The following is a 14,020-nucleotide window of genomic DNA, read 5'->3' as shown; positions in this document are numbered from 1 at the left end:
TGATAAGAATATCAATTTAATCGTATTATTGTATAAAATAGGTTGGTGTAGAGATATGGAAAATAATCAATTTTCTACAGATACAATAAAAAATAACTGTTTTTTTAAGACCATAATCATTTTTCAAAATATTATCATACTTTAATAGTGAAATTCTTCATAAGAAATAATATATTACAATGTAACACTTGCAAAAAGGAGCATCCATGCAGCGAGCCAACCGGTGGCGGATCAGAGACGAAGAGGAGTACACTATCACCTTGGCATATCTCCGCCGAAGTTTCGATAAAATCCCCTCTTTTTGGCGTGACTCCAAAACAGAGAGCAAGCCCGTGAAGTGTTGCAGCAATTTGATGATATCCTGCTGGTAGATGAAGCGCTGTTCGACCGACTCAATGGCTGGATCTCCGACTATCTCAATGATGACCAACTCAAAAAGCTTCGGGTAGCGATGCGGGTGGGAAAATCACGCAAGCGGCACAAGTGTACCCAAGTGACTTTGGAAAAAGAGGTGCATAAGCGTCTATCATCCCAAGCCAAAGCCTTGGGGCTGAATTTGTCGCAGACGGTGGGGTTGCTTTTGGATCAATTTCAAAACAAGGAGAGATGATGGCAACATCAATAGAGTATGATGTACAAGAGAAATATACAGTTCTGCGGTGACAGCACTTACTAGACTTAAAACACAACCCAGCATCGATACTGCACAATTCAAAGAGGCTGAAAACAACTTTGTCCAGGCATGGCTAAATGAGGTTAAGCGAAAGGATCTAAAAGAGATTGAATATCAAGCAGCTGTAACTAAAATGAATGAAATTGCCAAGCCCTGGATGGAGTTTGAGGATACAATATAACTACAAAACTACGGAACACTATTTCCATTTATCAGAGATAAACGCTGCGTTTCGTTCCAAGATTTCCTGGGCAAGGCGTTGCTTCTCTTCTTTGTCTAATTCATCTATATTTTCAGAGACAGCATCATTGTTTTGATCCGGTGTACTTTCTGCAACATTTTTAACTGCCGGTTGTGTTTGATAATCGGGTTGAGAAATGGTTTTATTTTTTGGTGTGATCGGGCTCTCTTTGAAGATCACCTCTTCTTTCATATACTTGCAAAATGACCAGTATGACATCGACCAGTTATATTTTTTCTTGAGCTCTTCATCGCGTGGTATGCACAAAGTGGAGTTTTATACCCACATCAATGAGATAAAATCGATGTATGAAAATGGTTAAGTGGTGTTAAAAATTCTCTATGAAGACCTTCAGCATCAGGTCATCATCGTTTTAGTGGCAAGATAAATCTCTTAGATGGTGAAGTTTTAACTTTTACAAGTTAGAAGGAAATCTTGAGCAATATTGGAAAGAATTACTATAAAACCCTTATGGAATCTGTTGAAATTAGGTTTGAGCCATCACCATATGGGAAACCCCCTTTTGTACCTAGTCCAAAACCTTGGAAATAAATTATTTCTGTTGCGACAGAAGTATAGATGAATTTTTAAAATAAGTCACTTTATCTATAATTGGTTACCAATAGGTTGCCAAAGTAAAAAAACAAATACTGTAAAAGCTCTAAAATAACGTAATTTAGGGGATTGTTAGGGATTATAAGTGGTGGGTCCTCGGGGACTCGAACCCCGGACCACTCGGTTATGAGCCGAGTGCTCTAACCAGCTGAGCTAAAGACCCGTATTAGTGAAAATCTTTTGTTTGCATAATGATTTTCGAGTCAGAAGTATATCGACTATAGTCTTTAAAAGCAATTAAATTTTGTAAAATTCCAAAAATTACTGCAAAAATAATAAATGATGTTCCTCCATGACTGAACATAGGTAAAGGAAGACCTACTACAGGTGCCATACCGATGATCATATAAATATTGACTCCCATGTATACAAAGAGTAAAAAGGCAAGTCCTGAAGCAAATGTTTTGATGAGGTAGTCATTGGCATATTTGGCAGAAATATAGAGCAGATTAAAGATGAGTAGGATATAAAGCCCAATGACTGTAAGCATCCCTTTAAAGCCAAATCGTTCACCCAAATAGGCGAATATAAAGTCTGTAGATGATACGGGAAGAAATTTAAGTTGGGTTTGTGTAGCTTCTTTTTTACTTTTACCTTCAAGCCCACCTGATCCTATAGCGATAAGCGCTTGTCTTACCTGATAGCTTGGTTTGTTCAGTGCATCTTGAATACGTGTCTTCTGGTAAGGTTTAAGTCCATACTCATAGACCAGTGGTGCACCTGCCCCTGCAAGTATGGCAAGAGTGACCCATATTTTCCAGTTTATACCTACAATAAAAAGAATACCATATCCTGCAATGAGAAGTACAAGAGCTGTACCCAGATCAGGTTCTTTAGCGATAATAATAAAAGGGATAATGATCACAATAGAGAGTTTAATGAAATCTAAAAGCCCATATCCTTTTTCATCAGGCGGTTTTCTGCTTATAAGATAACCAAGCATCATAATAACAGCTACTTTTATAAATTCGGAGGGTTGTATGGTGACACCGATCCCGGGTATTTCTATCCATCTTTTTGCACCAAGTATACTTTTTCCTATAAATTCAACTGCAATAAGCAAGCCAAGGTTGGCTACGTAAAAAATAGGTACAAACCACCAAATGATCCGTCTCCATGGAATAAAAGCTGAAACAAAAAAAACAATGGCAGCTATAAAGTAGTAAATCATTTGTTTCTTGTAAAGATGAGGATTTATCTCATAGACCAGATACGATGAAATAACAAAAAGTGGGATGAGCTGCAGTATGAGAAGGTAAGAAAAATGTTTGAAAATACGTTTATCGAAGTCAAACCATGATTCCATCTGATACCCTCATTACTTTTTAGGGTATTATATCGAAAAGAATATATTACTCTTCTATGCGAATAAGTAAAGGAAAATGATGACTGATTTTTATCGATTTAAACAGTTGGAAAAGTATTATGCATGTATACATGCTGTGACTACCAAGCTGGTATCGGAACCTTATGCATTTAGTTTGGCATTGCATACAGGAGAAGATGAATCAAGTATTATAGGTAATCGTAAAAAAATCTCTTCTTTGCTTGGGTTGGATGACAACTTGTACTTTGTCGTTGCAAATCAAACACATAGTGATCATATAGAAATCATTACTGAAGAAGAGACAAAAGGCTGGGAAAGCCTTGAAGGTGCAGTAGCTGACTGCGATGCATTGATCACAAATAAAAAAGGTATAGTGCTTACTATTTTAACTGCTGATTGTGTTCCCGTACTTATGCTTGATCCTCAAAAAGAAGTAGTTGCTGCAGTGCATGCCGGATGGAAAGGTACAAAGGCAGGCATAGTCTCTAAAACGGTGAAAAAGATGCAAGAGAGATATGGCTGTGATCCTAAAGATATCATTGCAGGTATTGCCCCTTCCATAGGGCGATGTTGTTATGAAGTAGGTGAAGATGTAGCAGAAGGTTTTTTTGATATTCCCAAAGGCTTTGACAAAGCAGGAGATAAATATATGCTTGATCTCCCTTTGCTCAATAAGCAACAACTCTTGGATATTGGAATAAAAAAAGAAAATATAGAGATGAGTGGGGTCTGTACCGCATGTGAAGTAGAAAAATTTTTTTCTTATAGAAAAGAGCAGGGATGCAGTGGCAGGTTTATGAGTATGATAGGCTTACAGGAAGTCTAATATAATTTGTCAGATCTCACAGGTTTCTATTTTCCTAAATCCTTTTGAAGCTAACCGCCAAAGTGGCCATGATGATATTGAAATTCTCTTTGGCATGTGCAGCATTTTCAAGTCGTTTGTAGAGTTCATCTTGAAAAAATTGGTTGAGTTTGAGTGCTCCTCTAAGGCTCTTTGCGCCACTGGAATAGTTGTAGACATTCTTATCACAGGGGAAGCGTTTTGTGACGCTTCCCAGTGCGATGATGAGGCTGTCGTACCTACACTCTCCCTCTTTAAGAAGAATGACGTTATTTTCTATATCGATGGACTCTATGGTCTGATGCCGAAAAGTGACATTTTTATAATTTGCGCACAGAGCAGGCAGACTTACGATAGTCTCTTCAAAGGGGGTATTGTTGGAGATGAGTTCATAGCCCTCTGTTTGCAAAAAGTGGTAAGGATGCTGGTCTATCAGTGTTATCTTCAAGCCTGGATATCCACTTAGCCGTCGCATTGCCGCAATGCCTCCGTAACTCCCGCCAAGTATAAGCACATGATGCATCATTATCTCCAATCTTTGTCACTATTTCAGTGTAACGGAAGTGTGTGGAAAGGGTGTGCAGTCTTAGGCGGGATATTGTACGGCAATCCTATCGGAACACATCGGCATTTGTATCACAGTGCAGTGTAAGCTCATAGACCCACTGCTGTAGTGCGAACATATCTTCATAAATTTTGAAGTTTTTGTCGATGATGGCTTCAGAGTGAAATGTTTGGTCAGGTTTAAATGTGCTGTAAGCATACATAGCACGGTAGAGTGCAAGGTAAGCATGTGATGCATCTTTGTTAAAATCTCTAGGATAACGTTTGTAGTGAGGTTCCGGTATCTTGTATCCCTTGGCTTTTAAATCCTCAAGGATATTGTGAAGTTCGGTACGTTTTTCATCATTTTGTATATATTCACGGTAGGTGGACAGTAGGGTTGGTTTGAAATTACGTATACCGGTAGCTACAAATATCTCTTCCGGGTCATAGTGCATATAAAAACTACTACTCTGCATACGATGTCCACCACCTTGCCACAGGATGATCCCAATACGTGTTTTGATTGGGTCAGCTAGGTGAAAGCGGGCATCACGGTAGATGCGAAAGAGTGATTTGTTGGTATTTGGTATGGCATTGATCGTAGGCACAAGTATTTGTAAATGCTCTCCCATTTCCTGAACATAAGCTTTATTTGGCTCTACGATGTATTTTTCATAGTCAGCTCTGTTGGCATCGAGCCACTCTTTGGAGTTATTGATAATGATTTTATTTAAGAATTCCAAACCTTCTTTGGGAAAACCTGAGAAATGCATTATATGTCAACTCTTAGGTCTTCTTCTGCTCCAAGTTCCATCACCTTCCATGGCAAGCCTTGCTTGTTAAGCTCTTCCATAAACGGATCGGGATCGAACTCCTCCATATTGAAGACCCCTTTGCCTTGCCATTTGCCTTCAAGCATGAGCTTGGCACCTATCATGGCCGGTACGCCTGTGGTATAGCTCACTGCCTGGCTCAGGACTTCAGCGTAACATTTTTCATGATCGCTTACCTGGTAAATGTAAATGGTTTTCTCTTTACCGTCTTTAATGCCTTTGGCAAAGATACCGATGTTGGTTTTACCTTTGGTGCGTGGCCCCAGACTTGCAGGGTCAGGAAGCAGGGTAGAGAGGAATTCTATGGGAATGATCTTTTGGCCTTTGTGTTCTACGGGTTCGATACCTAGCATACCTATGTTTTCAAGACACTTCATGTGTGTAAGGTAGCTTTCTCCAAAGGTCATGAAAAACCTAATACGTTTTAGTCCTTTGATGTGCTTGACTAGACTTTCCATCTCTTCATGGTAGAGCAGATAAGAATCTTTGGGTCCTACTTCCGGGTAATCCCATACTTGTTTAATTTCCATTGGTTCAGTCTCTATCCACTCTCCCTGCTCCCAGTATCGACCTTTCGCAGATACTTCACGAAGGTTTATCTCAGGGTTGAAGTTGGTAGCAAAAGGGTAACCGTGGTCACCTGCATTGCAGTCGAGTATATCTATGGTGTGAATCTCATCAAAATAGTGTTTTTGGGCATAAGCACAAAAAACATTGGTCACACCCGGGTCAAAGCCACTTCCTAAAAGCCCCATAATATTGGTTTTTCTAAACTCCTCATCTCTTGCCCACTGCTCTTTATACTCAAATTTTGCTGTGTCAGGGTGTTCGTAGTTTGCTGTATCCAGATAATCTACACAACAATGCTGGCATGCATCCATGATGGTAAGATCCTGATAGGGCAATGCAACATTGATAACGATATTGGCACCTGTAGCTGTAATAAGTTCAATGAGTTCCGGAACAGAATCCGCATCCACCTGTGCGGTATGCAACTCGACACCGGTTTTCATTTTGACATTATTTGCGATGGCATCGCATTTACTGAGTGTTCGACTTGCCAAAGTGATCTCTCCAAATGTATCGACATTCATAGCACACTTAAAAGCAACAACATTTCCAACACCGCCTGCACCGATGATAAGGGTTTTTTTAGTCATAAGAACTCCTAGAAAAATAATAGAACCCTCCGAATAACCCTAGGTATTAATAATGGGTTATTCAGAGGGTTCAATAGGATTATTTTATCACAAATAGTAGTGATTTATGACATAACTCAGCCCAAATAATACAGGAATGAACAGAAGTGTACTGAGTAAGATAAGCGAAGTCACATCTTTGGGTTTACAGTTATACAGTGAAGCTAAATTGATGTTAGCTACGGCAAGAGGTGTCATCATCTCCATGAAGATAACGCCTTGTACAAAGAGTGGTAAATTTGTAAAACTAAGTATGACTGCTGTAGCTAAAGGGATAATGATGAACTTTTGGCTTATAGTTCCCATGAAAAGTTTTGGATGCAATTCTCTGATGCGGATGCCTTGTAAGAATGTTCCCAGTAAAAAAAGTTGCAGTACGATACCTGCGTAAGCTCCCATCTTGAAAAACTCTTCTATCTGTGTACTTAACGGGATATCGTAAATGTTTATAAATATAGCTACAGCAGAGGCAGGAATAATGGGGATTTTAATGATATTAAAGAGAGAATCCCTGATACTGAATGAACCTCTTGAGTAGATATATACTCCGATGATATATACAACAAAGACATTGGCAATGTTGATGAGTGTCGTATAGATGACAGATCCTTCTCCAAAAAGAGCGATGCCCAGAGGGATACCGATGTTTCCTGTGTTTCCTACAAATCCTGCGATAGAGAAGATAGCACGGTCTTTTGGATCTGTAAATATGGTTTTTCCTATGAATACAGTAGGAATGAGCAGGAGCAGTATGATGGCTAGATAGAGTAGAGGTACATAGATGTGTTCTGCATGTAGTTTAGCCGTACTGAAACCCCAGATAGTGACAAAAGGCTGGAGAAAGTAGACAGACATGAGGGTAAGTGTTTTGGTGCTCATTTCTTCTTTAAAGATGCGTTTGGCCATATAGCCAAGCAGTATAAAAACATAGACGAAAATAATGGAGAGTAGTGTGCTTATCATGCGTAGGATTATAACTTATTTTGGGTTAACTTATTTTAGATATGATTCCTTAACACAAATGATTCAATAGAAATCACAAGCATAAACGTTATTTTTATAATTCTCTTGCAAAATTTGGGTTTACTTGAAATTTAGGATATATGTATGGATTTTTCTTCACTGGAAACCTGGGGGTACCTGGCAGTAGCTTTTTTCTCTTTCGGTGGTTCACTTTTCATCGTGGCTGCTGCAGGGGTATTTTCATTTATGGGACATATGGACCTGACGATAGCACTTGCAGTGGCGGCTATCGCCAACTTCATGGGTGATAATTTTTTATTTTATTTGGGAAGATACCAGAAAAAAGAGATAGCACCGTACTTTGCCAAGCATAAACGAAAAATAGCTCTGGCAACACTTATTATGCGTAAATACGGAATACTTGCTATTTTTATACAGAAGTTCCTGTATGGTGTAAAAACGATCGTGCCTATCTCTATGGCATTGGCAAAATATGATTTTAAAAAGTTTGCTTTCTTTAATATATTTGCTTCTATTGTATTTGTATTGGCTATAGGATTGAGCAGTTACTATGCAAGTGAATCGATCATTGCTTTTTTTTCTGTGATCAAAGAACACCCTTGGATCGCGCCTGTGGTATTGTTTAGTATTATAGGTCTGATCTGGTTTGGTATGGAAAAAATGACGAAAAAAAAGAAGTAGAAAACACTTCTTTTTATCTATTGAGCCAATAGATAAGACCGGGGATATTTTCAATACCGAAATAGATATAGTCATTATTGTCTGTATCTCCGTCTCTTCGTACATAAGTGAATCTGAATATATCAAGAATATCTACATAAGTATTGAATCCATAAACACTGTCTCTCTTATAGAATGATCCTTTCATATCTCCAAAAAGGCTTACTCCTGCCCCAAACTTCATAAAATTATCATACTCCTTAAAAGTATTGAAATCTACACGTACAAAATCAGGTATATCATCGCTTACAATATATGAGGCTTTTGCTTCAAAGCCATTGAGTATGTCCATATCGTTATAGTAAAGAGCAGTATATCCTAAGCTTATTCCACCATTTTTCATATCGGTGGCAATTTCTCCGGGTAAAAGTCTCAATGCCGTTCGTAACTTTTTTTTCTCTTCATCTTGTGGTACATTTAATGGTAAAAACTGAAAACCATTTTTATCTTTGATAAATGTACTTCCCGCCCAGGCTCCTATACTGGTCACTTTGGCTACAGGTTTATGCTCTTTATAGACTTCGGCTCTGTCATTTTCCAGTGTGGTGATACGGTTAATAATAAGTCTCAAAGGTTTTTTATACCAGTTGTCAATATCTTTTTTTGCATATGTAAGGAAAGCGTTTTTAGACTCTTTCAGGTATCTCATATCAAGTTTTGAGAGGAATGTTTTGAATTCTGCATTATTATACCGTTTGGCATCAGATTTTTTTATATTAAATGCATTATAGATGGCAGAGAAGCGATCAGTAGTTTTGGGTATGAGATGAAAAAATTCAGTCTTTAAAAATAAATTATAGGCTGCCAAGGCCTCAGGTTTTTTATCTAGACCTAATCTTGTTTTCAAGCGATTCATCAGTTCTGTTTGAGAGAGGTGGGCATACTGTTTTTTTCTCTTAAGAGATGCTGCAAGATGGTAGATAGCATCATATACACCGATATAATAGTCATAAACACGGAAGTTATGATCCAAGAATGCTCCAAAATGTTCTAAGTAATTCCCGGTAAGAGGATGATAACGAGAGGAAAGTATTAGTTTATAGTTTGGATTATTTCTAAAATACTGATTGATAGCTTGGTAAAGTTTCATGGATTGGAAAATTTCAAAGCTGTTAAGCAGTGGCATAGTATTGGTAGTGATGAAACCAAGAGGTATCTCTTCTTTCTCCTCTTCGCTCTTTTCTATAATCTCTTTTCTCATATTGCCCGGATCAATAAAGAGAAAATGTGAAGCACTTTTATCAAGCTCAATGGCCAGTTGCAGAGGAACATTATCATATGCACCCCCATCGATGAAGTAATGTGAGTAATTTTTACCTTTATAGTTATAATTTAATTTTACTTGTTGAAAGGCACCTGGAAAAGCAGCAGAAGCGAAGAGGACATCGATGATCTTCGTTCTATCTTTTTCTATGCCGGGTATAGAGATATAAAAGTCTGTACTAGGTGGCATATTTCTATTTTCAATAATGGCTTTTCCGTTTTTTTCTTTAAAAGTAAAAGGTACAGAGAAATGCTGATTTTTAATCTTGACGCCACTGATCGTCTCGACAATAGGTGTGACTTTTGTCACTGAAATCCCCAGAGGTACTTCACAGTTTTTTTTGTATATAGGTTGTTTGAGGTGTTCTATGATTTTTTCAGCTTTTTTCTCTAAAGCTTTTCTTGTAAAAAAGGTACTTTTATTTTCAGGGTCTTCTCCTCTTATGGCAAGGTCTTCTATCCCAAGATTTACCCATGTTTCATAAAACAGATTATCATCCACACTATTTTTAAGAGGTATAGAGTCTTTTTGGCACCAGTATATTGCAGAAAGTAAAGTGTTGATAGATCCGGCAGATGCGCCTGCTGCAGAGCGTAGGTCAGGTTCTACTAATTTACCGGAGTCTTTTATTTTATTCAGTATTTTGATCATTGTCCAGTTATACCCTGCTTCATAGGCACCAAGACTGACACCTCCGGAGATGACTAAAGAGAAGTTTAATTTTTCACGTTCTGCATGAAGATTGAGTGTCAATATAGAGAAAATAAGAGAGAGCTTTAAAAAGATATTCATAGGAGCCACCTTTGTGCATAATGAATAGAATAAGACGGTAAAACTGTAGAGAGTTTAATACGCAGGGTGGTGCAGTAGGGACTGCCCACACTGGTGAAATCAGGCTCTTTTTTGTTTTACAAATTTTTCAATACGTCTGATACCTTCACGGATAGTCGTCATGTCTGTAGCAAATGAGAATCTGAAATATCCTTCAGAGCCGAAGCCTATACCCGGAACAACAGCTACACCGGTCTCCTGCAGCAGTTCTTTGCAGAATTCGATAGAGTCATTGGAGATATCTTTGATATTCACGAAAAGATAGAATGCACCTTCCGGTTTGAGTACGGAAAGGCCATCGATCCGATTCATCAGTTCTGTTGCCTCTTTAGCACGTCCTTCAAATGCTTTTCTCATTATTTCGATTTCATCATCCACTTCACCGTTAAGTGCGGGGATCGCTGCTTTTTGTGTGATCGAGTTTATATTTGAAGTACTTTGGCTTTGCAGTTTGTTCATCACAGAGATCAACGCTTTGTTCGGTGAAGCAAGATAACCGAAACGCCATCCTGTCATGGCAACTGATTTACTAAGACCGTTGATGGTCACTGTTCTTTGATACATATCCTCTGAGATACTTGCAGTAGCTACGAATTCTGCATCATATACCAGTTTTTCATACATTTCGTCACTGGCAACAATAATATCCGTACCTTTAAGTACTTCAGCAAGTGCTTCCAACTCTGATCTACTGTAAATCGAACCGGTCGGATTGGACGGACTGGTCAGGATAAGCATTTTTGTTTTTGGTGTAATCGCCGCCTGCAGCTGTTTTGCAGTGATCTTGAAATTGTTGATCTCATCTGTATCAATGATCACAGGGACACCGGAAGAATATTTGACCTGTTCGGGATATGTAACCCAGTAGGGTGCCGGGATGATGACTTCGTCCCCTTCATTGATAAGTGCCTGAAAAAGGTTAAAGAGAGAGTGTTTCGCACCATTGCTTACGATAATATCTGATGGTGCATAGTCAAGACCGTTGTCTCTTTTAAGTTTGCCGCTGATGGCTTCAAGAAGTTCTGGAATACCTGGTACAGCTGTATATTGGGTAAATCCTTCGTTGATCGCTTTGATCGCTTCATCTTTAATACGTCTCGGAGTACCGAAGTCCGGCTCTCCTGCAGAAAAACTAAGGACATCTTTTCCTGATTCTTTAAGATCTCTTGCAAGTGAAGAGATGGCGATAGTTAGTGATGATGATAATGTCTGGATGCGGTCTGAAAGCATAAAAAACCTTTAATTGAAAATTTGATAATTATAACCAAGTTTCGTTAAAATTATAGGTAATTCATTTTACTTTGTTTTATGCTTTTATCGTGTATCAATCCATGGAATGGATAAAGTTGTCGTAAAGTTCTTCAAGGTCATGATCTTTTTTCTTGATACTTTCCTGTTTCCCCTTAGGTAATGCATCTTCAAGGACTTCAATACGTTTAAGCAGATACTCAAAGATCTCTTTGTTGACATCAGGGATCTTGTTGTGGCTTAATGGTGTTTTGTCAAAACCTCTTTTGAGTACACGTGCCGGGATACCGATGGCAGTGGAATCTGCAGGTACATCTTTTACCACTACGGAGTTTGCACCTACTTTGGAGTTGGCTCCTATAGTGATATTTCCAAGTACTTTGGCACCCGCACCAATGACGACACCATTTTCCAGAGTAGGGTGTCTTTTACCCTTTGTAAGACTTACCCCACCCAGTGTTACTTGCTGATAAATCAGTACATCATCACCAATAACAGCAGTTTCTCCTATTACCACACCTACACCATGATCGATAAAGACTCTGCGTCCTATGGTTGCAGCAGGATGGATATCTATTGTGGTCAAAAAGAGACCTAAAGCAGAGATGAAACGGGGAAGGAATCTCAATCCTTTCGAATAGAACCAATGTGCAAAACGATAAAAAAAGAGTGCCCATAATCCAGGGTAGTTAAAGAGAAGTTCAAACGTTGAATGCAAAGCTGGATCATTTCGTTTGACATTTGCAAAATCTTCTCGAATAAGACTAAATGGGTTCACTTTTAACGCTCCTCGTCAATGGCTTGAATGGTTTTAAGATAGCTATTTTCACTTAAATAAAGATAAAGTTTTCCCAAAAGTTCACTTTTTTCTTCTTTACTCATATGTACAGACTCTTCTATTTTATATTTGAGTGATTTGTCTATGAGATTCGTATCATAATCCAGATCATCCAAAACATCCATAAGGTTTTGTGCTTCTATGAGCTTGTCTATGGAATAGTTACCCTCTTCATCAAAGTGTATGACTGCTTCAGTGGGGTGTGTAAAGAGATTATGTTTCATACCCAATACTTCCTGGTAGGCCCCGGTAAGAAAAAAGGCGATGAAATACTCCTCTTTACTTACATCGATGTCATGCAGATAGAGAGGAAGTTCACGGTTAAATCCTATCTCTCCGTCACTGTCACAGGTGATATCCCAGATACTGGCAGGATTACTCGGTTTTTCGTCAAGTCTGTCAAGCGGAACAATGGGAAAGTGTTGTGCCAGTCCCCAAAAGTCCGGTAAAGACTGGAAAGCCGAGAAGTTGACCAGGTATTTCTCCTGTATCCTGTCCTGAAGCTTTTTCAGTTCATCAGTATCTTCGTTTTTAAGCAGTGCTATGGCTTTTTTGATAATGAGATTGACCAGTATTTCTGTGTTTGAACGATCTTCCAGATCGATATATCCCAGATCAAAAAGTGTGAGCAGGCTCTCCATATGGTCAAGTGCATCGTGCAGATACTCCCGGGCATTTTTACGTTTAAGAGAGTTGAAAAGATCATAAAGTTCCTGTATCAGAGGAGGGTTCACTTCTTTAAGGCGTAAGCCTTTTTCATTGTACTCCTGTGAAAAGAGTTCAAGTACAGGTGCTACAAGTACAGAGTGGGAAGCAGCAATATAACGTCCGGATTCTGTAAAGATGTCAGGTTCTGCTACCCCTTTTCTTTTGGCGATCTCCTGCATAAGATAAACCACATCATTCGCAAATTCATCCAGTGAGTAGTTCCTCTCCTGGCTATTGGTATGCTGGCTGTATTCTACAGCAAGGCCGCCGCCGATATTAATGGCACCCAGTGCATCGGCTCCCCGCTTTTTAAGTTCGGCATAAATATTGCCTGCTTCCCTGAGGGCCTTTTTCAGAGGAGCGATATCTCCCATCTGAGAGCCGATATGGAAGTGGATCATCCAAAGATGGTCTAAAAGTTTGTGTTTTTTAAGCATTTCATAGGCTTCTAGAAGTTCTGTGGAAGTAAGGCCGAACTTGGAACTGTACCCACCGCTTTTTGCCCAGATACCGATACCGGAACTATGCAGTCTGATCCGTACACCTATCTTGGGAGTCACAGGTTTTTCTATCTTGGTATTGAACTCTTTGTCTACCTGTATGATGGTTTCGAGTTCTCCCAGCCCCTCTATGGTTATGGTAATATTATGTCCCATTTTTGCTGCAATGAAACAGAGTGAGATCATCTCTTTGTCCTTAAAACCGTTGACAGTGATAGGTGCACCTAAAGGGGTTTGGGTCATCGCAATGATCAGTTCGGCTTTGCTTCCTGCTTCAAGACCGTAGTTATAGTCCTTGGAAACATCTATAAGTGCATGTATAAAATTGGGGAACTGATTGACTTTAAGCGGAAAGACAGCCTGAAAGCCTCCCTGATAGTTAAAAGTTTTTTTAGCTTTGTCAAAAGTATTGAAAAGTGTAGAGATCTGTTTTTTAATAAGATGCGGAAAACGGAGCAGAAGAGGTCCTTTATATCCTTTTTCCCTTATCTCTTCTGTGATCTGGAGCAGTGATGGTTCGGAGGCATAATTAATGTTGATTGTATCATCTTTTATGATAAAATTATCATCACCCCAAATGTTCAAACCAAAATTTTTCATTGCTTTACCTCACCGCCTCATTCTTTATTACGATTATTATAGCAAAACT

General features: G+C 38.9%; 14 protein-coding genes and 1 tRNA gene. 4 read left to right on the top strand and 11 right to left on the bottom strand.

Translation table 11 applies throughout. The features are described 5' to 3' along the window. Positions 1–340 precede the first annotated feature (340 nt). Positions 341–610, top strand: a complete 270-nt coding sequence (locus ACZ48W_RS02040; RefSeq protein ID WP_464829349.1) for a hypothetical protein — start codon at positions 341–343, stop codon at positions 608–610. 49 nt (positions 611–659) lie between these two features. Further along, on the top strand, positions 660–854 hold the full coding sequence (locus tag ACZ48W_RS02035; RefSeq protein ID WP_464829347.1) for a hypothetical protein: 195 nt from the start codon (positions 660–662) through the stop codon (positions 852–854). 18 nt (positions 855–872) lie between these two features. Here ACZ48W_RS02035 and ACZ48W_RS02030 read toward each other — a convergent pair whose 3' ends face one another. The 3 genes from ACZ48W_RS02030 to ACZ48W_RS02020 all read right to left on the bottom strand — a co-directional run bounded on the left by ACZ48W_RS02030 (position 873) and on the right by ACZ48W_RS02020 (position 2,835). Then, positions 873–1,181: a hypothetical protein gene (locus tag ACZ48W_RS02030; protein ID WP_464829345.1), complete on the bottom strand. Its 309-nt coding sequence runs from the start codon at positions 1,179–1,181 to the stop codon at positions 873–875. 434 nt (positions 1,182–1,615) lie between these two features. Beyond that, positions 1,616–1,692: transfer RNA gene (locus ACZ48W_RS02025), tRNA-Ile, on the bottom strand. 3 nt (positions 1,693–1,695) lie between these two features. Continuing rightward, positions 1,696–2,835, bottom strand: a complete 1,140-nt coding sequence (locus ACZ48W_RS02020) for an FtsW/RodA/SpoVE family cell cycle protein (protein ID WP_464829343.1) — start codon at positions 2,833–2,835, stop codon at positions 1,696–1,698. Between the two features lie 79 nt (positions 2,836–2,914). Here ACZ48W_RS02020 and pgeF point away from each other — a divergent pair, with 79 nt between their 5' ends. After that, a complete protein-coding gene (gene pgeF, locus ACZ48W_RS02015; RefSeq protein ID WP_464829341.1) occupies positions 2,915–3,682 on the top strand; it encodes a peptidoglycan editing factor PgeF in 768 nt (255 codons plus the stop codon). Positions 3,683–3,716: 34 nt separating this feature from the next. Here the strand turns inward: pgeF and ACZ48W_RS02010 are convergent, their stop codons facing one another. The 4 genes from ACZ48W_RS02010 to ACZ48W_RS01995 all read right to left on the bottom strand — a co-directional run bounded on the left by ACZ48W_RS02010 (position 3,717) and on the right by ACZ48W_RS01995 (position 7,241). After that, positions 3,717–4,226: an FAD-dependent oxidoreductase gene (locus ACZ48W_RS02010; RefSeq protein ID WP_464829338.1), complete on the bottom strand. Its 510-nt coding sequence runs from the start codon at positions 4,224–4,226 to the stop codon at positions 3,717–3,719. 85 nt (positions 4,227–4,311) lie between these two features. Further along, on the bottom strand, positions 4,312–5,019 hold the full coding sequence (locus ACZ48W_RS02005; RefSeq protein ID WP_464829335.1) for a TIGR02453 family protein: 708 nt from the start codon (positions 5,017–5,019) through the stop codon (positions 4,312–4,314). Next, positions 5,019–6,239, bottom strand: coding sequence for a saccharopine dehydrogenase family protein (locus tag ACZ48W_RS02000; protein ID WP_464829333.1), 1,221 nt, complete (start codon positions 6,237–6,239; stop codon positions 5,019–5,021). The genes ACZ48W_RS02005 and ACZ48W_RS02000 overlap by 1 nt, the downstream gene beginning before the upstream one ends. A gap of 87 nt (positions 6,240–6,326) precedes the next feature. Further along, entirely contained in the window at positions 6,327–7,241 is a 915-nt protein-coding gene (locus ACZ48W_RS01995) for an AEC family transporter (protein ID WP_464829331.1), read from the bottom strand. Positions 7,242–7,385: 144 nt separating this feature from the next. Here ACZ48W_RS01995 and ACZ48W_RS01990 point away from each other — a divergent pair, with 144 nt between their 5' ends. Then, on the top strand, positions 7,386–7,943 hold the full coding sequence (locus tag ACZ48W_RS01990; protein WP_464829329.1) for a DedA family protein: 558 nt from the start codon (positions 7,386–7,388) through the stop codon (positions 7,941–7,943). A 13-nt stretch (positions 7,944–7,956) separates the two neighbouring features. On the opposite strand, the gene ACZ48W_RS01985 is transcribed toward ACZ48W_RS01990, so the two are convergent. The 4 genes from ACZ48W_RS01985 to speA form a co-directional block, all read right to left on the bottom strand. After that, positions 7,957–10,038: a patatin-like phospholipase family protein gene (locus ACZ48W_RS01985; protein ID WP_464829327.1), complete on the bottom strand. Its 2,082-nt coding sequence runs from the start codon at positions 10,036–10,038 to the stop codon at positions 7,957–7,959. Positions 10,039–10,137: 99 nt separating this feature from the next. Next, positions 10,138–11,307: a pyridoxal phosphate-dependent aminotransferase gene (locus ACZ48W_RS01980; protein WP_464829325.1), complete on the bottom strand. Its 1,170-nt coding sequence runs from the start codon at positions 11,305–11,307 to the stop codon at positions 10,138–10,140. 94 nt (positions 11,308–11,401) lie between these two features. Continuing rightward, positions 11,402–12,103: a serine O-acetyltransferase gene (gene cysE, locus ACZ48W_RS01975; protein WP_464829323.1), complete on the bottom strand. Its 702-nt coding sequence runs from the start codon at positions 12,101–12,103 to the stop codon at positions 11,402–11,404. A gap of 2 nt (positions 12,104–12,105) precedes the next feature. Then, entirely contained in the window at positions 12,106–13,971 is a 1,866-nt protein-coding gene (gene speA, locus ACZ48W_RS01970; protein ID WP_464829321.1) for a biosynthetic arginine decarboxylase, read from the bottom strand. Between the last annotated feature and the right edge of the window lie 49 nt (positions 13,972–14,020).

The organism is Sulfurovum aggregans (genome assembly GCF_055385215.1).
Note: the sequence above shows the minus strand (reverse complement) of the source record. Positions and strands in the feature narration are given on the sequence as shown.